24 protein-coding genes are annotated in these 22,482 nt (G+C 67.4%); 5 read left to right on the top strand and 19 right to left on the bottom strand.

From position 1 onward, the window contains the following. Window positions 1-30 precede the first annotated feature (30 nt). Window positions 31-903 carry an acetyl-CoA carboxylase, carboxyltransferase subunit beta gene (accD, locus tag NF681_07835; GenBank protein UST55076.1) on the top strand — a complete coding sequence of 291 codons (873 nt, stop codon included), beginning with the start codon at window positions 31-33 and terminating at the stop codon, window positions 901-903. Here accD and NF681_07830 read toward each other — a convergent pair. Continuing rightward, window positions 896-1,447: a YggT family protein gene (locus NF681_07830; protein ID UST55075.1), complete on the bottom strand. Its 552-nt coding sequence runs from the start codon at window positions 1,445-1,447 to the stop codon at window positions 896-898. The genes accD and NF681_07830 overlap by 8 nt on opposite strands. Window positions 1,448-1,478: 31 nt before the next feature. On the opposite strand from NF681_07830, the gene NF681_07825 reads away from it, so the two are divergent. The 4 genes from NF681_07825 (at window position 1,479) to NF681_07810 (ending at window position 5,748) form a co-directional block, all read left to right on the top strand. Then, on the top strand, window positions 1,479-2,144 hold the full coding sequence (locus tag NF681_07825) for an LON peptidase substrate-binding domain-containing protein (protein ID UST55074.1): 666 nt from the start codon (window positions 1,479-1,481) through the stop codon (window positions 2,142-2,144). Window positions 2,145-2,270: 126 nt separating this feature from the next. After that, on the top strand, window positions 2,271-3,851 hold the full coding sequence (gene lysS / locus NF681_07820) for a lysine--tRNA ligase (GenBank protein UST55073.1): 1,581 nt from the start codon (window positions 2,271-2,273) through the stop codon (window positions 3,849-3,851). Window positions 3,852-3,859: 8 nt separating this feature from the next. Next, window positions 3,860-5,131, top strand: a complete 1,272-nt coding sequence (locus NF681_07815) for an Hsp70 family protein (protein UST55072.1) — start codon at window positions 3,860-3,862, stop codon at window positions 5,129-5,131. 38 nt (window positions 5,132-5,169) lie between these two features. Beyond that, complete coding sequence (locus tag NF681_07810; GenBank protein UST55709.1) at window positions 5,170-5,748, top strand: DUF45 domain-containing protein; 579 nt, start codon at window positions 5,170-5,172, stop codon at window positions 5,746-5,748. 71 nt (window positions 5,749-5,819) lie between these two features. Here the strand turns inward: NF681_07810 and nagZ are convergent, their stop codons facing one another. The 18 genes from nagZ to fabD form a co-directional block, all read right to left on the bottom strand. Continuing rightward, window positions 5,820-6,887: a beta-N-acetylhexosaminidase gene (gene nagZ, locus NF681_07805; protein ID UST55708.1), complete on the bottom strand. Its 1,068-nt coding sequence runs from the start codon at window positions 6,885-6,887 to the stop codon at window positions 5,820-5,822. Between the two features lie 56 nt (window positions 6,888-6,943). Next, window positions 6,944-7,348, bottom strand: coding sequence for a holo-ACP synthase (gene acpS / locus NF681_07800; GenBank protein ID UST55071.1), 405 nt, complete (start codon window positions 7,346-7,348; stop codon window positions 6,944-6,946). Between the two features lie 4 nt (window positions 7,349-7,352). Further along, complete coding sequence (locus NF681_07795) at window positions 7,353-8,129, bottom strand: pyridoxine 5'-phosphate synthase (protein UST55070.1); 777 nt, start codon at window positions 8,127-8,129, stop codon at window positions 7,353-7,355. Beyond that, window positions 8,126-8,896 (bottom strand): DNA repair protein RecO, encoded by a 771-nt coding sequence (recO, locus tag NF681_07790; protein ID UST55069.1) that lies wholly within the window; start codon window positions 8,894-8,896, stop codon window positions 8,126-8,128. Before recO ends, NF681_07795 begins: the two co-directional genes overlap by 4 nt. Window positions 8,897-8,899: 3 nt before the next feature. Then, window positions 8,900-9,964, bottom strand: coding sequence for a GTPase Era (gene era, locus NF681_07785; GenBank protein UST55068.1), 1,065 nt, complete (start codon window positions 9,962-9,964; stop codon window positions 8,900-8,902). Further along, window positions 9,961-10,644 carry a ribonuclease III gene (rnc, locus tag NF681_07780; GenBank protein ID UST55707.1) on the bottom strand — a complete coding sequence of 228 codons (684 nt, stop codon included), beginning with the start codon at window positions 10,642-10,644 and terminating at the stop codon, window positions 9,961-9,963. Before rnc ends, era begins: the two co-directional genes overlap by 4 nt. Window positions 10,645-10,700: 56 nt before the next feature. After that, window positions 10,701-11,072 (bottom strand): DUF4845 domain-containing protein, encoded by a 372-nt coding sequence (locus NF681_07775; protein ID UST55067.1) that lies wholly within the window; start codon window positions 11,070-11,072, stop codon window positions 10,701-10,703. Window positions 11,073-11,107: 35 nt separating this feature from the next. Continuing rightward, the gene (gene lepB / locus NF681_07770) at window positions 11,108-12,079 is read right to left on the bottom strand and encodes a signal peptidase I (GenBank protein ID UST55066.1); all 972 of its coding nucleotides are present in this window, start codon (window positions 12,077-12,079) and stop codon (window positions 11,108-11,110) included. A 6-nt stretch (window positions 12,080-12,085) separates the two neighbouring features. Further along, window positions 12,086-13,897 carry a translation elongation factor 4 gene (gene lepA, locus NF681_07765; GenBank protein UST55065.1) on the bottom strand — a complete coding sequence of 604 codons (1,812 nt, stop codon included), beginning with the start codon at window positions 13,895-13,897 and terminating at the stop codon, window positions 12,086-12,088. A 511-nt stretch (window positions 13,898-14,408) separates the two neighbouring features. Next, on the bottom strand, window positions 14,409-15,935 hold the full coding sequence (locus NF681_07760) for a DegQ family serine endoprotease (GenBank protein ID UST55064.1): 1,527 nt from the start codon (window positions 15,933-15,935) through the stop codon (window positions 14,409-14,411). A 99-nt stretch (window positions 15,936-16,034) separates the two neighbouring features. Next, window positions 16,035-17,078, bottom strand: a complete 1,044-nt coding sequence (locus tag NF681_07755) for a MucB/RseB C-terminal domain-containing protein (protein UST55063.1) — start codon at window positions 17,076-17,078, stop codon at window positions 16,035-16,037. Window positions 17,079-17,101: 23 nt separating this feature from the next. Continuing rightward, entirely contained in the window at window positions 17,102-17,833 is a 732-nt protein-coding gene (locus NF681_07750) for a sigma-E factor negative regulatory protein (GenBank protein ID UST55062.1), read from the bottom strand. A gap of 13 nt (window positions 17,834-17,846) precedes the next feature. Continuing rightward, window positions 17,847-18,389, bottom strand: coding sequence for a sigma-70 family RNA polymerase sigma factor (locus tag NF681_07745; protein UST55706.1), 543 nt, complete (start codon window positions 18,387-18,389; stop codon window positions 17,847-17,849). 160 nt (window positions 18,390-18,549) lie between these two features. Next, a complete protein-coding gene (locus NF681_07740; protein ID UST55061.1) occupies window positions 18,550-18,969 on the bottom strand; it encodes a hypothetical protein in 420 nt (139 codons plus the stop codon). A gap of 78 nt (window positions 18,970-19,047) precedes the next feature. Next, a complete protein-coding gene (gene fabF, locus NF681_07735; protein ID UST55060.1) occupies window positions 19,048-20,292 on the bottom strand; it encodes a beta-ketoacyl-ACP synthase II in 1,245 nt (414 codons plus the stop codon). A gap of 98 nt (window positions 20,293-20,390) precedes the next feature. Beyond that, window positions 20,391-20,630, bottom strand: a complete 240-nt coding sequence (gene acpP / locus NF681_07730; protein ID UST55059.1) for an acyl carrier protein — start codon at window positions 20,628-20,630, stop codon at window positions 20,391-20,393. Window positions 20,631-20,729: 99 nt separating this feature from the next. Next, window positions 20,730-21,476, bottom strand: a complete 747-nt coding sequence (fabG, locus tag NF681_07725) for a 3-oxoacyl-ACP reductase FabG (protein UST55058.1) — start codon at window positions 21,474-21,476, stop codon at window positions 20,730-20,732. Then, window positions 21,473-22,429: an ACP S-malonyltransferase gene (gene fabD / locus NF681_07720; protein UST55057.1), complete on the bottom strand. Its 957-nt coding sequence runs from the start codon at window positions 22,427-22,429 to the stop codon at window positions 21,473-21,475. Before fabD ends, fabG begins: the two co-directional genes overlap by 4 nt. Window positions 22,430-22,482: the final 53 nt, after the last annotated feature.

Below are 22,482 nucleotides of genomic sequence, written 5' to 3'. Positions count from 1 at the left end.
CCCCCGCACCGACTTCAACGAGGACCGCCCATGAGCTGGCTAGAAAAACTCCTGCCCCCGAAGATCACGCAGACCGATCCCAGCGAGCGCCGTCAGGTGCCCGGCGGCCTGTGGACCAAGTGCCCGAGCTGCGAGACGGTGCTCTACAAGACCGACCTGGAGCACAACCAGAACGTCTGCCCCAACTGCAGCCACCACTTCCGCATCGGCGCCCGGGCGCGGCTGGACAAGTTCCTCGATCCCGAAGGCCGCTACGAGCTGGGCCAGGAAGTGCTGCCGGTCGACCCGCTCAAGTTCAAGGACAGCCGCAAGTATCCCGAGCGCCTGAAGGAGGCGATGGAGCACACCGGCGAGACCGACGCGCTGGTGGTGATGGGCGGATCGATCCACAGCATCAGCGCGGTGGTCGCCTGCTTCGAGTTCGAGTTCATGGGCGGCAGCATGGGCAGCGTGGTCGGCGAGCGCTTCGTGCGCGGCGTGGAGACCGCAATCGAGCAGAAGGTGCCGTTCGTGTGCTTCACCGCCACCGGCGGCGCGCGCATGCAGGAAGGCCTGCTGTCGCTCATGCAGATGGCCAAGACCAACGCCGCGCTCACGCACCTGGCCAAGAAGGGACTGCCCTACGTCAGCGTGCTGACCGATCCGACCATGGGTGGCGTCTCGGCGGGCTTCGCGTTCCTGGGCGACGTGGTGGTCGCCGAGCCCAAGGCGCTGATCGGATTCGCCGGGCCGCGCGTGATCGAGTCGACGGTTCGGGTCACCCTGCCCGAAGGCTTCCAGCGCTCGGAATTCCTGCAGACCAAAGGCGCCGTCGATTTCATCTGCGACCGCCGCGAGTTGCGCAAGACCGTGGCCAGCACGCTGGCGATGCTGCTGCGCCAGCCCGCCGACGCCGTCACCTGAGCAACGAACCCAGCACGCTGCCGACCACCATCCCTGCCACCTGCAGCAGCACGATGGCGGCCAGCGGCGACAGGTCGACACCGCCGACCAGAGGGATGAAGCGCCGCAACGGCGCCACCAGCGGATCGGCCAGGCGCGCGACGACGTCGCGCAGTGCGGGCGAGGCCCCCGGCACCCACGACAGCACGGCATGCACGATCAGCAGCATCGTGAGTCCCGACACCGCCAACTGCACCAGCCCGATCAGCGACAGCACGGGCAGCAGTCCCATCCGCGCGGTCTGGCCCGCCAGCAGGAACAGCAGCACGTACTTGACCGTGATCACGAGCCAGGCGGCGACGAGGCTGGCCAGATCCCAGCGCCGAAACGCGGGCACGATGCGGCGCAATGGCATGACGATCCAGTCGGTCAGCGCGAACACGAAACGACCGAGCGGATTGTCGAACGGTACGCGGTGATACTGCATGTACAGCCTCAACAGGCATGCTCCGCCCAGAAGGCCGGCAATGACATCGAGCAGGAACGCGGTGATCTGGTAGAGCATGGAGTCCGATGATAGCCAGCGAGGTGTTCCCATGACCCCCCTTCCCCTTCCCGCCGTCCTGCACGACCTGCCCCTCTTCCCGCTGGGCACCGTGCTGTTTCCCGACGGCCTGCTGCCGTTGCAGGTCTTCGAGGTGCGCTACCTCGACATGATCGGGCGCTGCCGCCGGCAGGGTTCGCCCTTCGGTGTGGTGAGCCTGGTGCAGGGCGCCGAAGTGCGCGTGGCCGGCGCCGGCACCGAGCGCTTCGCGACGATCGGCACGCTGGCCGTGATCCGCGAGTTCGACGCCCCGCAGCCCGGTCTGATGCGCGTCGAGTGCACCGGTACGCAGCGTTTCCGCATCCGCAGCAGCGCCTTGCAGAAGCACGGCCTGTGGACCGCCGAGGCCGAGGCGGTGGAGGCCGACGTGGCGCTCGCCGTGCCAGAGGACCTGCGTCACGTTGCCGATGCCCTGCGCCGGCTGGTCGACACGCTGGAGGAACGGCGCAAGGCCGGCGACGCCGATGCCCTGCGCCTGCCGATGACCGAGCCGCACCGTTTCGACGACTGCGGCTGGCTGGCCAACCGGTGGAGCGAACTGCTGCCGATGCAGCCGGAGGCGCGCCAGCGCCTGATGGAGCTCGACAGTCCGCTCATGCGCCTCGAACTGGTGGACGACCTGCTCTCGCGCAACGGCATCGGTGACCGCGCGCCTTAAAATCGAGGGTTCCGCGCCACGCCGGCGCGCCCTGCTTCCCTCTCGTGCGCGACGCCCGAGCCGGTCACGGTCCTTCCCGGGGCCGCGCCCGCCGGCCGTCGCGCCGTCCCCTTCCTGGCCCTTCCAATGACCGAATCCACGCCCTCCCCCGTGTCCGCCGCCGCGCCCACGCCCGCCGTCGACGACAACCAGCTGATCGCCGAGCGGCGCGAGAAGCTCAAGGCGATGCGCGCCGCGCAGGCCGACGGCCGGGGCGTCGCGTTTCCCAACGACTTCAAGCCGCGCGACCGCGCCGCCGCGCTGCTGGCGGCCCACGGCGAGACCACCGCCGAGGCGCTCGAGGCCGCCACCGCCACCTACAGCGTGGCCGGGCGCATGATGCTCAAGCGCGTCATGGGAAAGGCCAGCTTCGCGTCCGTGCAGGACGCCACCGGCCGCATCCAGATCTATGTCACGCGCGACGCCATCGGCGAGGCCGCCTATGCCGACTTCAAGCGCTGGGACCTGGGCGACATCGTCGGTGCCGAGGGCACGCTGATGAAGACCCGCACCGGCGAACTGTCGATCAAGGTGACCTCGATCCGCATGCTCACCAAGAGCCTGCGCCCGCTGCCCGACAAGTTCCACGGCATGGCCGATCAGGAGCAGAAGTACCGCCAGCGCCATGTCGACCTGATCACCGACGAATCGGCGCGCGAGCGTTTCAAGGCGCGCAGCAAGGCGGTCTCGGCCCTGCGCGAGTTCATGGTGGCCAACGACTTCCTGGAGGTCGAGACGCCGATGCTCCATCCGATCCCGGGCGGCGCCAACGCCAAGCCCTTCAAGACGCATCACAACGCACTCGACCAGGAGATGTTCCTGCGCATCGCGCCCGAGCTGTACCTCAAGCGCCTGATCGTCGGCGGCTTCGAGCGCGTCTTCGAGATCAACCGGAGCTACCGCAACGAAGGCATCTCGGTGCGGCACAACCCCGAATTCACGATGATGGAGTTCTACGCGGCCTACTGGAACTACCAGGACCTGATGGACTTCACCGAGCTGATCGTCCGCACGATCGCCCGGAAGACCACGGGCGGCGAGCAGCTCGTCTACCAGGGCCGCGAGGTCGACCTGAGCCGGCCCTTCGAGCGCCTGACGATCCGCGAGGCGATCGTGAAGTACACCGAGGCCGGCGCGCCTGTCGCGGAAGGCCCCGACGCGCCGGCGCGCGTGGACAGCGTCGAATGGCTGGTCGCCGACCTGCGCAGGCTCGGCCTGAGCGAGGAGAAGGACCGCCTCTCGCAGCGCAGCCTGCCGAGCCTGCAGGTGATGTACTTCGAGGAGACCGTGGAGGAAAAGCTCTGGCAGCCGACCTTCATCATGGAACACCCGACCGAGATCTCGCCGCTCGCGCGCGCCAACGACGACCGCCCCGAGGTCACCGAGCGCTTCGAGCTCTACATCACCGGGCGCGAGTTCGGCAACGGCTTCTCCGAGCTCAACGACGCCGAGGACCAGGCCGCACGTTTCAACGCGCAGGTCGCGGCCAAGGATTCCGGCGACGACGAGGCGATGTTCTTCGACCACGACTTCGTGCGCGCGCTCGAGTACGGCATGCCGCCCACCGGCGGCTGCGGCATCGGCATCGACCGCTTCATGATGCTGCTGACCGACTCGCCGAGCATCCGCGACGTGATCCTGTTCCCCGCACTGCGTCGCGAGGGTTGAGCGGCGCAATGATCGGCATCGACTTCGGCACCTCCAATTCCGCCGTCGCCTGGGCGCCCGAGGGCGAACTGGCGCGGGCGTTGCCGCTCGAGGGCACGGCCACGACGATGCCCACGGCCCTGTTCTACAACGCCGAGGACCGCAGCACGCACTTCGGCCGGGAGGCCGTCGCGCTCTACCTGGCGGGCGTCGAAGGGCGTCTGATGCGCTCGCTCAAGAGCCTGCTGGGCAGTTCGCTGATGCAGGAGACCACCGCCGTCTACGACGGGCTGGTGAGCTTCCAGGACATCGTCGCGCGCTTCCTGCTGGAGCTCGGCCACCGCGCCGAACGCACGCTGGGCGAGCGGCCCGCCAGCGTCGTGCTGGGACGGCCGGTGCATTTCGTCGACGACGACGCCAAACGCGACCGCCAGGCCGAGGACAGCCTGCGTCAGGCCGCGCGCACGGCGGGTTTCCGCGACGTCCGCTTCCAGTTCGAGCCCATCGCCGCGGCCTTCGACTACGAGCAGCGCGTGACCAAGGAGTCGCTGGTGCTGATCGTCGACATCGGCGGCGGCACCTCCGACTTCACCGTGGTGCGTCTGGGCCCCGAGCGCATGGGCCGCCCCGACCGCACCGCCGACGTGCTGGCCACCAGCGGCGTGCACATCGGGGGCACCGACTTCGACCAGCGCCTGAACCTGGAGCGCGTGATGCCGCAGTTCGGCTTTCGCCACAAGGACGCGCGTGGACGCGAAGTGCCCAGCAAGGTGTTCTTCGAGCTCTCGTCGTGGCACCTGATCAATTGGCTCTACGCGGCCAAGGCGGTGCGCCAGGCGAAGGAACTGCGCACCAGCTATGCCGACGCACGGCTGCACGACCGGCTGATGACGGTGCTGGAGGAACGCCACGGCCACCGCATCGCCAGCGCGGTCGAGGAGGCCAAGATCGAGGGCTCCCTCTCCGGCGGCGACACCGCGATCGACCTGTCGTGCGCCGAACGCGGCCTGGCCGTGACGCTGGGCGTGGCCGACATGGCGCGCGAACTGGCCGATCCCCTGGCCAAGGTGGTCGCCAGCGCGCACGAATGCGTGCGGCGGGCGGGCCTGCGCAGCAACGACCTCGACGCGCTCTATCTGACCGGCGGCTCGTCGGCGCTGCGGGCGTTCCAGGAGGCGCTGCGGCGCGGCTTCGCGGGTGTGAAGCTGGTCGAGGGCGACCGCTTCGGCGGCGTTGCCGCCGGGCTCGCCTACACCGCGCGCGCGGCCGGGGCGCCCCGGAGCACGGACAGCGTCGCCTGAACCGGCTCTCCGCCATGACCGCCGCCACGACCCCCCGCATGAAGTACATCGCCCACTACCCGGTCGGCGTGCAGGCGCAGGTGCGGCGGATGATCGACGAGGGGCGGCTGGGCGACCACCTGCGCGCGCGCCATCCCGAGGCGCACGCGGTGCGCACCGACCGCGCCCTGTACGACTACGTGACGGCGCTCAAGGGCGAGTTCCTGCGCAACGCCGACCCGCTGTCGAAGGTCGCCTTCGACAGCAAGCTGCACGTCGTGCGCCATGCCCTGGGCACCCACACGACGATCTCCCGCGTCCAGGGCGGCAAGCTCAAGGCCAAGCGCGAGATCCGCGTGGCGAGCCTGTTCAAGGCCGTGCCCGATGCCTGGCTGCGCATGATCGTCGTGCACGAACTCGCGCACATGAAGGAGCGCGACCACGACCGCGCCTTCTACGCCCTGTGCACGCACATGGAGCCCGACTACCACCAGCACGAGTTCGACCTGCGGCTGTACCTGACGCACCTGGAGGCCGGCGGCGCCCGGCTGTGGGGCGAGGAGACCCGCCGGGATGGCGGCGAAGACGACGCAATCCTCGCGACGGAGGCGATGCGCGCCGCCACCGGGTCGGTCTGAGGACCCGGGTGCTCGCCGGGCCGGAGAGGTCGCGCAGCGGCCGGCGGCCGCAACGACCCATCGGCGCGGCTTCAGTTCGGCTGCAGCCGCGCCAGCACGTGCTGCGCGCGCCGATAGGCCGGCGATGCCACCAACGCGTCCCAGTCGAGCGCGGACGCCTTGGGCAGCAGCGCGAGCCGGCGCGCCTCGCCGGCCACGTCGGGGCGCCAGCGACCGGACGCGGCAGCGGCGTCGAAGCCGTCGAGCAGTTCGTCGAGCGCCGCGCCCTCGCCCACGCTCTGGTTGCACAGCAGCGCCATGTCGCAGCCAGCGCCCAGCGCCGCGAGCGCGGCGTCGGTGTAGCTCAGCAGTTCGCCGTCGATGTAGCGGCCGGCTTCCATGCTGAGGTCGTCGCTGAAGATGGCCCCCTGGAAGCCGAGGCGGCCACGCAGGATGTCCCGGAGCCAGCGCGACGAGAAACCAGCCGGCCGCGCATCCACGCGGGCATAGATGACGTGCGCCGGCATGACGGCCGCCAGCGTGCCCGCCAGCCAGTCGAAGGGCCGTGCATCGTCGGCCAGCAGCGTCTTCAGGCCACGGCGATCGACGGGGATCGCGACGTGCGAATCCGCCTCGACGTGGCCGTGGCCGGGAAAGTGCTTGCCGCAGCTGGCCATGCCCGACTGCAGCAGCCCGTGCACCAGGGCCTGGGCCAGCAGCGCGACGACACGCGGATCGCGATGGAAGCTGCGGTCGCCGATGACGGTGCTGCCGCCATGGTCGAGGTCGAGCACCGGCGCGAAGGTGAAGTCGACGCCACAGGCGCGCAGTTCGCCGGCCAGCACGTGGCCGGCCGCCGTGGCGGCCTCGACGGCGCGCATCGGATCCTCCATCCACAGCGTCCCCAGGGCGCGCATCGACGGCAGCCGCGTGAAGCCGTCGGTGCGGAAGCGCTGCACGCGCCCGCCCTCGTGGTCGACACTGACGAGGAGGTCCGGGCGGATGGCCTTGATCTCCGCGTTGAGCGCACGCAACTGCGCGCGGTCACGCCAGTTGCGCGCGAAGTGGATCACGCCGCCGACCCCGGGGTGCGCGAGCCGACGGCGGTCGGCGGCGGTCAGCGCCGTGCCGGCGACGTCGATGACGAGCGGGCGCTGCATCGCAGTGCCGTCGGCGACGGGGTTCGCGGCGATGGGGGCGCTCGGGGGGCGACGGCTCACGGCACGTCGCTCCGGCGTTCCACGACCACGAAACTCGCCGCGTAGTCGGTCTCGTCGGTCACGGTGACGTGAGCCACCAGGCGCTCGCCGTCGAACCAGTCCTTGAGCGCGCCGTGCAGCACGATCACCGGCTTGCCGCTGCGTTCATTGGCGATCTCGCACAGCCGCCAGCTCATCGGCGAATGGATGCCGGTGCCGATGGCCTTGCTGAAAGCCTCCTTGGCGGAGAAGCGCGTCGCCAGGTAGCTCAGACCGCGCTTCGGCCAGCGCGTGCCGCGCGCCTGCCAGACCGCGAATTCGGTGTCGGCCAGCACGCGGCGCGCGAAGCGTTCGCCCTGGCGCTCGACGGTGGCGGCCATGCGCCGGATGTCGCAGATGTCGGTGCCGATGCCGTAGATCACGGATTCACGCCGCCGCGTCGATGCACCGCAGGTAGGCGCGCGTGGTGGCGGCATACCCGGCTTCCAGCGCATCGGCGACGAAGGCGTGGCCGATCGACACCTCGCGCACGCCCGGCACGCCGCGCAAAAAATCGGCCAGGTTGCCCTGGCTCAGATCGTGGCCGGCGTTGACCTCCAGGCCCGCGGCCTGGGCGGCGCGCGCCGCCTCGGCATAGCGCGCGAGCACGGCATCGGCGTCGGGCGTGCCGCGCGACGAGGCGTACGCCTCGGTGTAGAGCTCGACGCGGTCGGCGCCCACGGCCCGGGCAGCGGCCATCGCACCGGCGTCCGGGTCCATGAACAGACTCACGCGCACGCCCAGCGCGCGCGCTTCGGCGATCAAGGGCCGCAGGCGCTCGGCATCCTGCGGAAAGGTCCAGCCATGGTCGCTGGTGAACTGGTCCTCCCCATCGGGGACGAACGTCGCCTGGTGCGGACGCAATTCGCGCACGAAGTCCATCAGGTTCTGGAACGGGTTGCCCTCGATGTTGAACTCGGCCTGCGGCCAGTCGGCCTTCAGCAGGGCATGGAGTTCATGCACATCGCCGGCGCGGACATGGCGGGCATCGGGGCGTGGATGCACGGTGATGCCGTGCGCTCCCGCCTCCAGGCACAGGCGCGCCGCGCGCGCGACGCTCGGGATGCCGAGGTGGCGCGTGTTGCGCAGCAAGGCGACCTTGTTGACGTTGACCGACAGCGCGGTGGCGCGCGCGGCGGTGCGGGATCCGGAGGAATTGCTCATAGGTTTTGCAGCTCGCGCATCATCTGGCGCGTGCGCAGCGTGTTGACGCCGCAATGGTAGTTGAGCAGTGCGCGCAGCTGCATGCGCAGGGCCGCGTTGGTGCCGGGCGTGAGCTCGGCGACGCGACGCAGCAGCGCGGTGAACGGCGCCGTGTCGTCGAGTGCGCGCTGCAGGGCCTGCCAGTCGGCGCCCGGGAGCGAGGACTCGTCGCCGCCCGCCTCCCGCACGCCGGCCTCGGGCACGAGCGCATAGCGGCCGTCGACGGCCAGTGGCGCCAGCGTGAGTGTCTGGACGTCGAGCGTCGGCAGGAACCCGGTCTCGCGCAGCAGCAGCAGTTCGAAGGCGCGCAGGGCCGAGGCCTGCGCGGCCGCCTGAGCGCCCTCGTGCGACGACGCCAGCACCTGCACCACGCCGGCGTAGGCGTCGAACAGGGCCTCGTGCGCGTCGTCGCGCGCCAGCAGCCGCAGCAGCAGTTCGTTGACGTAGTAGCCCGACAGCAGCGCGTCCCCGGTGGGCATGACATGGCCGCCCATCCACTCGACCGCCTTGAGCGTGCGGATCTCGGTGTCGCCCCCGTAGCTCACCTGCAGCGGTTGCAACGGCAGCAGGATCGGCCGGAAGTTCGAACTCGGCCGCTTCGCTCCCTTGGCCACCAGCGCGATGCGCCCATGGTGGCGGGTGAAGGTCTCCAGGATCAGGCTCGACTCGCTCCAGTCGTAGCGATGCAGCACATAGGCCGGCTCGTGGGAGATCCGCTGGACGGCCACGCGCTACTCGTAGCCGAAGCTGCGCACGCGCGCCTCGTCGTCGGCCCAGCCGGAACGCACCTTGACCCACATCTCGATGAACACCTTGGCGTCGAGCAGCTTCTCCAGTTCCTGGCGCGTCTCGGTGCCGATGCGCTTGATGCGCTCGCCCTTGTCGCCGATGACCATCGCCTTGTGGCCCTCGCGCTCGACCACGATCGTCGCGGCGATCTTCAGCAGGCGCCGGTGGCCCTTGCGCTGGGGCGGCTCCTCGTCGAACTTGTCGATGATGACGGTCGAGGTGTAGGGCAGTTCGTCGCCGGTCAGGCGGAACAGCTTCTCGCGCACCGTCTCGCTGGCGAGGAACTTCTCGCTGCGGTCGGTGAGCTCGTCCTCGGCATACCACCAGGCCTGCTCGGGCAGGTACTTCTCGCAGATGCCGAACAGTCGCTCCACGTCCCGGGCGTTGTTGGCCGACATCGGCACGAACTCGGCGAACGGGTGCTTCTGCTGCATCGTCTGCAGCCAGGGCGCGATGTCGCCGCGCCGATGGATGTTGTCGAACTTGTTGGCGATCAGCAGCGCCGGAATGTCCTTGCCCAGCAGGGCCAGCACCTTGGCATCGGCCGGCGTGAAGCTCCCCGCCTCCACCACGAACAGGATCAGGTCGACGTCGGCGACGGCACCCTTGACGGTCTTGTTGAGCGACTTGTTGAGCGCATTGGCGCGCAGCGTCTGGAAGCCGGGCGTGTCGACGAACACGAACTGCGTGCCGCCGCCCTCGGGCGCGGCGCGCGTGCGCATGCCGGTGATGCGATGGCGGGTGGTCTGCGCCTTGCGCGAGGTGATGCTGATCTTCTGTCCGACCAGCGCGTTGAGCAAGGTCGACTTGCCCACGTTGGGCTTGCCGACGATGGCGATCAGCCCACAGCGCTGGACGCCTTCGCCGGTGCTCGAGGCGCGGCCCGCCGTCAGCTGGCGCAACTGGTCTTCGAGTCGCACGTCGGGAATGGCGTCGTCGCCGTGCTCGTGCGGGGCATCGGGTTCGGGTTCAGGTGCCGGCGGCGTCGCGTCAGGGATGGAATTCATTTGGCCTTGGAGGTCCCGCGGGACTTGAGTCGAATCAGCATGGCCGCGGCGGCGGCTTGCTCGCCAGCGCGGCGAGACCCACCGATGCCGCGTTCGAGCAGGCCCAGTTCGGGCACCTCGCACTCGACATCGAAGGTCTGTTGATGGGCCGCCCCCAGCGTGTCGGCGACGCGGTAGACGGGCAGTTTCATTTTGTGCCCCTGCAGCCATTCCTGCAATTCGGTCTTGGGGTCCTTGGAGGCGGCCTCCATGCGGGGGTTGATCTCCACGGACTCGTAGAGCCGGCGCACCAGTGCCTGCGCGGCGTCGTAGCCGGCATCGAGGTAGACCGCGCCGATCACGGCCTCCAGCGCATCGGCCAGGATCGACGGCCGCTCGGGGCCACCCGAGCGCGCCTCGCCCTCGCCCAGCCGCAGCAGCGGCGACAGCGCCAGACGAACGGCGATCCGGTGCAGCGTGTCCTGCTTGACGAGGTTGGCACGCACCCGCGAGAGATCGCCTTCGGGCAGGGCCGCGAGGCGCTCGTACAGCAGGTGCGAGACCGCCAGGTTCAGCACCGAATCGCCGAGGAATTCGAGACGCTCGTTGTGGTCGGCCGAGAAGCTCCGATGGGTCAGCGCGAGCTGCAGCAGGCGCGGGTCGCCGAAGGCATGCTTCAGGCGCGTGGCCAGGGCACCCAGCGTGGCGTCGGCCGGGCGCTGACGGGGGTCCGGTTTCGTCGAGGATGTCACCGGGCTCAGCGCGCCTGCCCCTGGCCCTTGTACTTGAGCACGAGGTAAGCCGGTCCGGCCAGATGGATCTCGCGGTCATAGGCGAAGGAGACCACGACCCGATCGCCGACCTTGCGCACGTCGAGGTCCTTGCCGCTGACGGACTTGAAGTCGTCGACGGCCTGCGCGCGGTCGAACAGGGCGCGCACCTCGGGCACCGTGTTGCCCTCGGCGGCCTTGTTGGCGGCCTTGCCGATGGCCTGGTACTCGATCACCGTCGGAATGACCTGCGCCAGCACCACGCCGGCGCAGCCCAGCACGACGGCGACGAACAACAGTCCGATGAACGAGATGCCGCGCTGCCGCGACGCCGATCGGATGGACCGGGAAATCCTCATGTGCCCTGCTCCTTGCATGCGTGCGCCGACGGCCCTCACTGGAAAGCGCCGATGCGCCCCAGGTTGCCGAAGTTCATCCAGACGAAGAAGGCGCGTCCGACGATGTTCCTGTCCGGGACGAACCCCCAGTAGCGGGAATCGAGCGAGTTGTCGCGGTTGTCGCCCATCATGAAGTAATGGCCGGCGGGCACCTTGCACACCACGCCTTCGACGCTGTAGCGGCAATTGTCCTGATTCGGAAACGTCATCACCTCGATCTCCGAGATTCCCGCGCGCCGCGTGTCGTCGTTCAGGATCTTGTGCTGGCGCGCGCCGAGGTTCTCGCTGTACTGCTTCAGGTAGCGCATGGCTTCCTCGTCGAAGTAGTCGGGAATCGCGTCCTTGTTGACCGGCTGGCCGTTGATGGTGAGTTTCTTGTTGAGGTAGGCCACTTCGTCGCCGGGCAGGCCGACGACGCGCTTGATGTAGTCCAGGCTGGGCTTGGGCGGATAGCGGAACACCATCACGTCGCCGCGTGCGGGGGGCGTCCCGTCGGTGACCTTGGTATTGAGCACGGGCAGGCGCAGGCCGTAGGTGAACTTGTTGACCAGGATCAGGTCGCCGGTGAGCAGCGTCGGCATCATCGAGCCCGAGGGAATCTTGAAGGGCTCGAACAGGAACGAACGCAGCAGGAACACGACCAGGATCACCGGGAACAGGCCGGCGGTCCAGTCGAGCCACCAGGGCTGCATCACCAGACGCTCGCGCGCCTTGGTGTCGACCGTGTCGACCTGCTTGATGCCCTGGCGCTCCAGTTCGGCACGCCGCTGTTCGAGCGAGGCGTCCAGGGCGGCGGCCGTGCGCCGGCGCCGGGGCAGGAAATACAGGCGTTCGGCCAGCCAGTAGAGACCGGTGACGACGGTCGCCAGGAACAGCAGGAGCGCGAAGTTGCCTTCGACCGCGCCGAAATACCAGGAACCGACGTATGCCGCGAACACGGCCAGGATCAGGGAGGTGAGGAGTGCCATGTTTTCTTAGTCTTCGACCTGCAGGATCGCGAGGAAGGCCTCTTGCGGAACCTCGACCGAGCCGATCTGCTTCATGCGCTTCTTGCCCGCCTTCTGCTTCTCGAGCAGCTTTTTCTTGCGGGAGATGTCGCCGCCATAGCACTTGGCGAGCACGTTCTTGCGCAGCGCCTTGATTGTCTCACGCGCGATGATGGTGACCCCGATGGCCGCCTGGATGGCGACGTCGTACATCTGGCGCGAGATGATCTCGCGCATCTTCGAGACCACGGCCCGCCCACGGTACTGGCTCTGGCTGCGGTGCACGATGATCGACAATGCGTCGACGCGGTCGCCGTTGAGCAGGATGTCGACCTTCACGACATCGGAGGCACGGTATTCCTTGAACTCGTAGTCCATCGACGCGTAGCCGCGACTCTGCGACTTCAGCTTGTCGAAGAAGTCCAGCACGATCTCGCCGAGCGGCATCTCGTAGGTCAACATGACCTGGCGGCCGTGATAGGCCATGTTCATCTGCACGCCGCGCTTCTGGTTGGCCAGCGTCATGACGGCGCCGACGTACTCCTGCGGCATGTAGAGGTGCACCGTGACGATCGGCTCGCGGATCTCGCTCATGCGCCCGACATCGGGCATCTTCGACGGGTTCTCCACCATGATGACCTCGCCGTCGTTGCGCACCACCTGGTAGACCACGCTGGGCGCGGTCGTGATGAGATCCTGGTCGAACTCGCGCTCCAGACGCTCTTGGACGATCTCCATGTGCAGCAGGCCCAGGAAGCCGCAGCGGAAGCCGAAACCCAGTGCCTGGCTCACCTCGGGCTCGTAGCGCAGCGACGAATCGTTGAGCTTGAGTTTCTCCAGCGCATCGCGCAGCGACTCGTATTCGCTGGCTTCGGTCGGATAGAGGCCGGCGAAGACCTGCGGCTGGATTTCCTTGAAACCGGGCAGCGCCTCGGTCGCCGTCGCGGCGGCGCCCCCGGTGCCGGTCTTGATGACCGTCACGGTGTCGCCGACCTTGGCCGCCTGCAGTTCCTTGATGCCCGCGATGATGAAGCCGACCTCGCCAGCTTCGAGGGAGTCGCGCTTTTCGGTCGCCGGCGTGAAGACGCCGAGGTTGTCCGCGTTGTAGGTGGCGCCGGAAGCCATCATCTTGATGCGCTCGCCCTTGACCAGCCGGCCGTCCACCACGCGCACCAGCATCACCACGCCCACATAGGCGTCGAACCAGCTGTCCACGATCATCGCGCGCAGGGGGCCTTCCGGATTGCCGCGCGGTGGCGGCATCCGCTGCACCACCGCCTCCAGGATCTCGTCGATGCCCATGCCGGTCTTGGCGGAGCAGGGAATCGCGTCGGTCGCGTCGATGCCGATCACATCCTCGATCTCGGTGCGCGCGTTCTGCGGATCGGCATTGGGCAGGTCCATCTTGTTGAGGACCGGCACCACCTCCACACCGAGGTCCAGCGCGGTGTAGCAGTTGGCCACCGTCTGCGCCTCGACGCCCTGCGACGCATCCACCACCAGCAGGGCACCCTCACACGCGGAAAGCGAGCGCGACACTTCGTAGGAGAAATCGACGTGGCCGGGCGTGTCGATGAGATTGAGGTTGTAGACCTTGCCGTCGTTGGCCTTGTAGCGCAGTGCCGCCGTCTGCGCCTTGATGGTTATCCCACGTTCCTTCTCGATGTCCATCGAATCGAGCACCTGGGCTTCCATTTCCCGTTCGGCGAGTCCCCCACAGCGCTGGATCAGTCGGTCGGCCAGTGTCGACTTGCCATGGTCGATGTGCGCAATGATGGAGAAATTTCTGATGTGATTCATCAACGAAGACGCTTAAGTACTTGAATTGCCTCGAACGCAGAACGCGTCGGACAAGAAAAAAGGGCGCGTCCGAAGGAGACGCGCCCTGAACCAACAAGCAATGGCAACTGCAGTAGTTGGGACTTCATTGTAGGCAAAAAGGGGGTGACGTCCATGTCGGTGCGGGGTCGGAAATGACGTTGCAGGTCCACAACGATTGGTTTATCAACAAGTTGTCCACACCTTCGGTGAATGGATTGGGGGACAACTTGTGGGCGATCTGTGGAGCATTGGCCAGCGACTCGGATCCGTACCGCATGGTGAACAGGTCCTGCATCCTTATGCCACTCCGATCCTTCGAAAGGAGTCCATTCTACTGAAAATCGTCGTTGGCCCTGCGCCGCCAGTTAGCGTTCGCTAACACATCGCGACGCAAAAAAATAGTCGTGCAAACCAAGAACGTCGCAAGGGCGCCACCAAAAAAAGCCCCAAACCCGACTGAGGGTTGGGGCCACTGCATCAGGGTGAAACGTCAGCGCGCCGGTCGAATCAGCGCGTACTGAGCCCAGTCGCCACGTCGGAACAGCACGCTCACGGGTTTGGACTTCTCGAGCTTCGCCAGGGCCGCATCGAATTCCTTGACGCTCGACACCTCGATGTTGCCGACCGCCAGGATCACGTCGCCTTCCTTCAGGCCGACCCGCGCGGCCGCATCGGTGGCCGCTTCGATCTTCACGCCACCGCGCACCTTCAACTCCTTCTTCTGCGCCTCGGGAAGATCGCTCACCGCGAGTCCGAGGGCCTTGGCCGCAGCGGACGAAGCCACCTTGGGCGGCTGCTCCTCGCGCTCGGCACTGGCCTTGCGCGTCGGCTTGTCGGGCTCGATCTCGGCGATCGTCACGGCCAGATCGCGCGAGGCGCCACGGCGGAACACGGTCACCGTGCTGCGCGTGCCCGGCTTCGTGTTGCCCACCATGCGCGGCAGATCGCTCGGCTTGTCGACCACCTTGCCGTCGAACTTGGTGATGATGTCGCCCGCCTCGATGCCCGCCTTCTCGCCGGGCGATCCGGCCTCGACGCTGCGCACCAGCACGCCCTGCCCCGTTCCCAGACCGATCGATTCGGCCACGTCCTTCGAGACACGGTCGATCTGCACCCCGATGCGACCGCGGGAGACGCGTCCGGTGGCCTGGAGCTGCTCGCTCACGCGGATCGCCTCGTCGATCGGGATCGAGAACGAGATGCCCATGAAGCCGCCCGAGCGCGAATAGATCTGGCTGTTGATGCCCACCACCTCGCCGCGCATGTTGATGAGGGGACCGCCGGAATTGCCCGGGTTGATCGCCACGTCGGTCTGGATGAAAGGCAGGTAGTCGCCCGTGTCGCGCTGCTTGGCACTCACGATGCCGGCCGTCACGGTGTTTTCGAGACCGAACGGCGATCCGATCGCCATCACCCACTCGCCGACCCGGAGCTTGGAGACGTCCCCCACCTTGAGTGCGGGCAGCCCCGTCGCATCGATCTTCACGACCGCCACGTCGGTGCGCTTGTCGGCGCCGACGATCCTCGCCTTGAACTCGCGCTTGTCTGTGAGGGTGACGATCACCTCGGACGCATCCTCCACGACGTGCGCATTGGTCATCACGTAGCCGTCCGGGCTCAGGATGAACCCCGATCCGACGCCGCGCGGACGCGACTCCTCCTGGGGCTCCTGCGGTTGCGGCGACGAGCGCGGTCCCTGACGGGGCGAATTGGGCGCATTGGGCGCGCCGGGCGCGTTCTGGCCGAAGAACCGGCGCAGGAATTCCTGCATCTCCTGGTCCATCTCGCCATTGGCGGCCCCGCCGCCAGAGCCACCACGCTGGGCAACGCGCTCCACCGTGCGGATGTTGACCACGGCGGGTCCGACCTGGTCGACCAGGTCCGTGAAATCGGGCAAGGCCCTCACCTGCGCCACCGCGGGCACCATTGGCAGGAAGGTGCCCGCTGTGGTCACCGCCATAGCACAGGCGAGAAGGGAAGAACGAAGTTTTCTGCGACCGTCGAAAGTGAGCATCATTGGATTTCTTTCCATGCAAGAACGCGAAACACGTCGCCTTGTGAATCTCTCGGGGCGTTTTGGTTCACGCTCCCGGCGAGCGGCATCCGATAAAGAAGTTCAGCGCACGCGAACGAGCGCCTGCGCGAAGGCATCCAGCGTCTGCGCGGGCACTTCGCCCACGGCGGTGAGCCACCAGTCGCCATCGCGGTCGGCGAGACGCCGTGTCATCGTGTGCGTGGCCCCGAGAGCGAGCGTGGCTTCACGTGCAGCACGCCGGACGTCGAACGGTTCCACGAACAGCGACACGGACGCGAGGCCGTCGGAGAACGTCCATTGCATCGTGCGTTCGGGCTTGGCATGGCCGTCGAGCGAACGCCGATAGCAATTGATGGCCCGGAACCCGGGAACGGACTCGCGCAGGTTCCAGCCTTCGGCCGCCGCCGTGGTGCGTTCGAGTTCGGCCTTCTCGATGCGGTAGCCGGTGGTGTCGCTCATCATCTGTTGAAGCGCCTTGACCTTCACAGGCGCGTTGAACTGCAGTTCGGAGAACGCCGACTGCTCGACCACACGGCCATCGCGATCGACGGTCTGCAGCGCGACGACCAGCCCGGTGCGGCGCTCGCACCAGACGCGATACCCGAAGCGCAGGGCATCGCGAGGCACGAGTTGGACCACGTCCGCATCCAGGGCGGCGACACGGCCTTTCCCCAGCATCTGCGCGTCGTAGAGCTCGCCGATGGTCGAGTCCGGCGCACCGGGCAGGTTGGGGAAGAAGTCGAGGTTCTCCCGCTTCTCGCTCTTCACGACCTTGTCCTCGGGAAGGAAGGTCATGATCTGGCCGTTGCGACGGAAGGTGGAGCGGGGCGCGCCCGACAGCGACTCGACGCGCTCCATGAGCAGATCGCCCTGTGCCACATGCCAGATGCGGGCGCTCGACAAGTTGCCGGTCGTCGCCGACACCACGAAAGTGCCCACGTAGCTGAACTGGCGCGACGCCGCATGCATGCGACGCAGCCAGTCCACGGTGCCGAGCTTCGATGGCTCGGTCGCGACCGGTCGGCGTGCCTCCTGCTCATCGCCTGTGCGCGGCTGCCCCACAGCGACTTCCACCAGACCGGCGGTGGAAAGGATCAGCAGGGACCTGCGGGCGACGATCGGCATCGTTGGAATTTCCTTGTGATCGTTCAGCGCGACGGGCCGTCGAAGGTCGCGTTGCGCAGGAAGCCCGAAGGCATCTGGGCCGCACCGCCGGCCTGCCGATGCGCCTCGAGCAGTTGATCGAGCCGGGCGTCGCGCAACATCACCTGCGGCTCGCCCGCGCCCGCAGCAACCCGCGTGGTCACTTGCGTCTGCGGTTCACCGGCAGCGAACGCGTCGTTCGGCGAAGCAGCGACCGGTACCACCAAGGGTGCTTCACGCGATGCTGTCTGGACCGCAGGCTGTGCCTGCTGTTGCGCAAGCTGGGATCCGGACGCCGGCAGGCCCACGCCTCCCACCAGATTCCAACCGATGGCCGCCACCGCCGCCAGCGACGCCACGCCGGCGACGAGCTTCCAGCGAAAGACCGGTTCGTTGGCGGCTTCGTTGCGTCCGATCCGTCCGGCGACGGTCGTCACCGGCTGGCGCACAGGCAGTTGCACCACGGAAGACACAGGCGCGGCGACCGCGACCGGGATCGATGCCGGCTCGGCGGCGAGACGCTGCTGAAAGCGTTCCAGAAAGGCGGCGTTGTCGGTGCATGGCCGGCGCGCACCGGCGCGCAACAGATCGCCCACGGCGTGGTGGTCCTGCCAGACCTGCTGCATGGACCGTTGCGCGCACAACGCCTCGATCGTGCGCGTCATGGCCTGCCCGTGCAGGGCGCCATCGGCCAAGGCGGAAATCTGTTCGCGGGAAGATTCGTCTGAGGGGTTCATTGCAATCACCTGATTACCAACGCTTGCCGGACTGGTTGTCGAGCATCGGCTTGACTCGTGCAGAAATCGCTTCGCGCGCCCGGAAAATCCGCGAACGCACCGTGCCGATCGGACAATCCATGACCTCGGCGATCTCTTCGTAACTCAAACCCTCGATCTCGCGCAGCGTGACCGCCTGCCGCAATTCGGCCGGCAGGGCTTCCATCGCCGCCTCGACCACCGCCGCGATCTCGTTGGCCGCCAGCACCGTTTCGGGGGTTTCGTCGCTGATTGGTTCGTTTCTCGGCTGGTAAGTTTCATCGTCGTCGGACGAAGAAGGCCTGAGCGCACTTTCGGAGATGGTCGGATCGCGTTTCATGTCCACGAGCGCCTTCTTGGCCGTGTTCACGGCGATCCGGTAGAGCCACGTGTAGAACTGCGCCTCGCCGCGGAACTGATGCAAGGCGCGGTAGGCGCGGATGAACGTCTCCTGCGCGATGTCCTCCACGAGATCCACATCCCGCACCATCCGCCCGATCAGGCGTTCGATGCGGCGCTGGTACTTGATGACCAGCATCTCGAATGCCTTCTGATCACCCGCCACGGTGCGCCGCACGAGTTCGAAATCGACGGCGCCCGGACGCGCTTCCGGGTGAACGGCCTCGGAAGGCTTGTCACCGGAAAGCTCCGGGGCCTCAGACGGCGGAACGGGCGGTGGGGGAACGGTCATGTCGCGGTCACCCCGTCACCCGGTCACCCGACGTCGTGAAAGCTTCAGCCTGGGCTTCCCTGCCCGCGCAGAGCGCGCGACGCAGGTCGCTCCAACACGATGGCATGGCGTCGCGATCGACCCACAGCCAGCGATCGGACCGTCCGGGCGTGCACAGGTGCAGGAGCATGGTTCCTTGCAGATCCAGGCATGTCCGGGGGCAATCGATCTGGGAGGCAGTGCCGGCTTCGGACTGCCAGGACCACTGGCCGCCGTCGAGCACGAGTTGGCCCTTCGACGATCGCCAGCGGAAATGCCACGACGCCAGACCGGCCAGCGCCGCCAGTGCACACGGTGCCCATGCGCGCCAGTCCGCCACGCCCGACAGACCGGGTGCGAACGCGGCGCCAGCGGCGCAGGCAGCGCCCGACAGCCAGCCCAGTCCCATCAGACGATCGGCGGTTCGTGATCGCCCGACCGGATAACAGACCGACGGCGGGCTATGCATCGAAAGACGGCAATGGATTCAAACGCGCTTGAACACCAGGGTTCCGTTGGTGCCGCCGAACCCGAAATTGTTCTTCACCGCGACATCGATGGGGAGATCCCTCGCCTCGTTGGCACAGTAATCAAGATCGCACTCGGGATCCTGATTGAAGATGTTGATCGTCGGTGGACTTTTCTGGTGGTGCAGCGCGAGGACCGTGAACACCGATTCGATGCCTCCCGCGCCGCCCAGGAGGTGGCCCGTCATCGATTTGGTCGAATTCACGACCAGCTCGCGGGCATGGTCGCCGAACGCGTTCTTGATCGCATTGGTCTCGTTCAGGTCACCCAGCGGCGTCGAGGTGCCATGCGCGTTGAGGTACTGGACCTGGTCCGCATTGACACCGGCGTTCTTCAGCGCGGCGGCCATCGAACGGCGCGGACCATCGACGTTGGGTGCGGTCATGTGGTAGGCGTCCGCGCTCATGCCGAAACCCGCCACCTCGGCGTAGATCTTGGCCCCGCGCGCCCGTGCGTGCTCGTACTCCTCGAGCACCACCACGCCCGCACCTTCGCCGAGAACAAAACCGTCACGGTCCTTGTCCCACGGCCGGGAAGCGGTCCGGGGATCGTCGTTGCGCGTGGACAAGGCCCGCGCGGCAGCGAAACCGCCGATGCCCAGCGGCGAGACGGTGGACTCGGCGCCGCCGGCGACCATCACGTCGGCATCGCCGTATTCGATCATCCGGGCCGACAGGCCGATGGCATGCAGTCCGGTGGTGCAGGCCGTGACGACCGCGACGTTGGGGCCCTCGAAGCCATACTTGATCGAGACGTGGCCCGAGATCATGTTGATGATCGAAGCCGGCACGAAGAATGGCGAGACGCGACGGGGGCCACGATTGACCAGTTCGTCGCGCGTCTGCTCGATCATCGGCAAGCCGCCGATGCCCGAACCGATGTTGCAACCGATGCGCGCCGCCTCGTCGGGGGAAAGCGCGTCGTTGGTCTTCAGACCACTGTCCTGCACGGCTTGCATGGCAGCGGCCATTCCGAGATGGATGAAGCGGTCCATGTGACGCGCTTCCTTCTCGGAGATGTATTGGGTGACGTCGAAGCCCTTGACCTCGCCCGCGAACTTGCAGGCGAAGGCACTGGCGTCGAACGAACGGATCGTGTCGATGCCCGACTGGCCGGCCAACAGATGGTCCCAGCATTCGGCCACCGTGTTTCCGACGGGAGCGATGCAACCGAGTCCGGTCACGACAACGCGGCGTTTGGTCATGCCGGCAAACCTTTCTGGAACAACACCGCCATCACGGGCCTTCGACGGGCGTGGACCGCGATCCCGCGTCGCGCGCCCATCAAGCGGTGGACGGCCAATCAGGCCTTCTGATTCTTGGTGGCGTAATCGACGGCGTTTTGCACCGTCGTGATCTTCTCGGCGTCCTCGTCGGGGATCTCGATGCCGAACTCGTCCTCGAGTGCCATCACGAGTTCCACCGTGTCGAGCGAATCCGCGCCGAGGTCGGCCACGAAAGCCTTCTCGTTGGTGACCTGGGACTCTTCCACGCCGAGTTGCTCGGCGATGATTTTTTTGACACGTGCTTCGATATCGCTCATTTGTTTCCCTCTGGGGGTTGTAAAGAATTGGTTGATTTTAACTGGCTGCCACAGGGCGGCCCGACGGCCCGATGGGGACCGGCGGATCGCGAACCAGCGCTACTGCATGTGCATGCCGCCATTGACGTGCAATTCCTGCCCCGTCACGTAGGAAGCTTGCGGCGATGCGAGGTAGGCGACGGCGTGCGCGACGTCGGCCGGCTTGCCCAGATGGCCCAACGGGATCTGGGCAAGCAGTGCCTGCTGCTGCGCTTCGGGCAGCCGCGAGGTCATGTCGGTCTCGATGAAGCCCGGCGCGACGCAGTTGACGGTGATGTTGCGGCTGCCGAGTTCGCGCGCCAGCGCGCGCGTCATGCCCGCGACACCGGCCTTGGCCGCGGCGTAGTTGGCCTGACCCGCGTTGCCGGCCGCGCCGACCACGCTGGTGATGCTGATGATGCGACCGTAGCGTTGCTTCATCATCGGACGTATCGCCGCGCGCGAGACGCGGAACACGGCTTTCAGGTTGGTGTCGAGCACGGCGTCCCAGTCGTCGTCCTTCAGGCGCATGGCCAGCATGTCGCGGGTGATTCCGGCGTTGTTCACCACGACATGCAGACCGCCACGGGTCTTGACGATGTCGTCGACCAATGCGTCGAGTGCCGCGCCGTCGTTGACGTCCAGGGGACGGCCCTGGCCTCCGAACGCGCCGAGCGCGGCGGTGATCTTCTGGGCGCTCTCGGTGCTGGTGCCGGTGCCGATCACCACCAGGCCGCGCTGCGCGAGTTCCAGGGCGATGGCCGCGCCGATGCCGCGCGATGCACCGGTGACCAGTGCGATCTGTCCTTCGAATTTGGGATGGGTCATGAAGTCGTCAGGAGTTGGCGGGTCTGCGCGAGCGACGCCGGATCGTAGAGAGCCGCCGAGGGCAGGTCCGGCGCGATTCGTTTGGCCATGCCGGCGAGCACGCGGCCCGGTCCGCACTCCACGATGGCGTCCACGCCGCGTGCTTGCAGCGCCTGTACCGTCTCGACCCAGCGCACCGGGCCCGCCGCCTGCCGCACCAGCGCGTCGCGGATGCGGCCCGCATCGGTCTCGACGGCCACGTCGATGTTGTTGATCACGGGAATTCGCGGCGTCTCGATCCGCACCGACGCCAGGCGCTCGCGCAGCGCCTCGGCGGCCGGCCGCATCAGGCTCGAATGGAACGGCGCCGACACCGGCAGCAACAGCGCGCGCTTCGCACCCCCCGTCTTCACGATCTCGCACGCCTTGTCGACCGCGGCCTTGCTGCCGGCAATGACGGTCTGCATCGGATCGTTGAAGTTCACGGCCTCCACCACCTCGCCACTGCCGATGTCGAAGGAGGCGGTCGCCTCGGCACAGCCGACGATGACACGGGCAGCGTCCATGCCGAGCACGGCGGCCATGGCGCCGACACCGACCGGCACCGCCTGCTGCATCGCCTGGGCACGAAAGCGGACCAGCGGCGCAGCCTGCGCCAGCGTGAGTGCACCGGCCGCCACGAGCGCCGAATATTCGCCCAGCGAATGCCCCGCCACGACCGACGGCTGGCGACCACCTTCGGCCAGCCAGGCACGCCACGCGGCCACGCCGGCGACCAGCATGACCGGCTGCGTGTTGGTCGTGAGTGCGAGCGCCTCCTTCGGACCCTGCTGGATCAGGGCGCCCACATCCTCGCCGAGCGCCTCGGATGCCTCGTCCAGCGTCTCGGCGATCACCGGGTGACCGGACCATGCGTCGAGCATGCCGACGGCCTGGGAACCCTGGCCGGGAAATACGAAAGCGAAGGAGTTCATCGTGTCTCGTTGTGTGAGGGTCGATCATCGAGGCGCGGACCGAAGGTCGGCGA

This window comes from Comamonadaceae bacterium OTU4NAUVB1 (assembly GCA_024372625.1).
Classification (GTDB): Bacteria; Pseudomonadota; Gammaproteobacteria; order Burkholderiales; family Burkholderiaceae_C; genus Variovorax.
The sequence above is the reverse complement of the archived record's forward strand: the minus strand, read 5'-3'. Positions and strand labels throughout refer to the sequence as shown.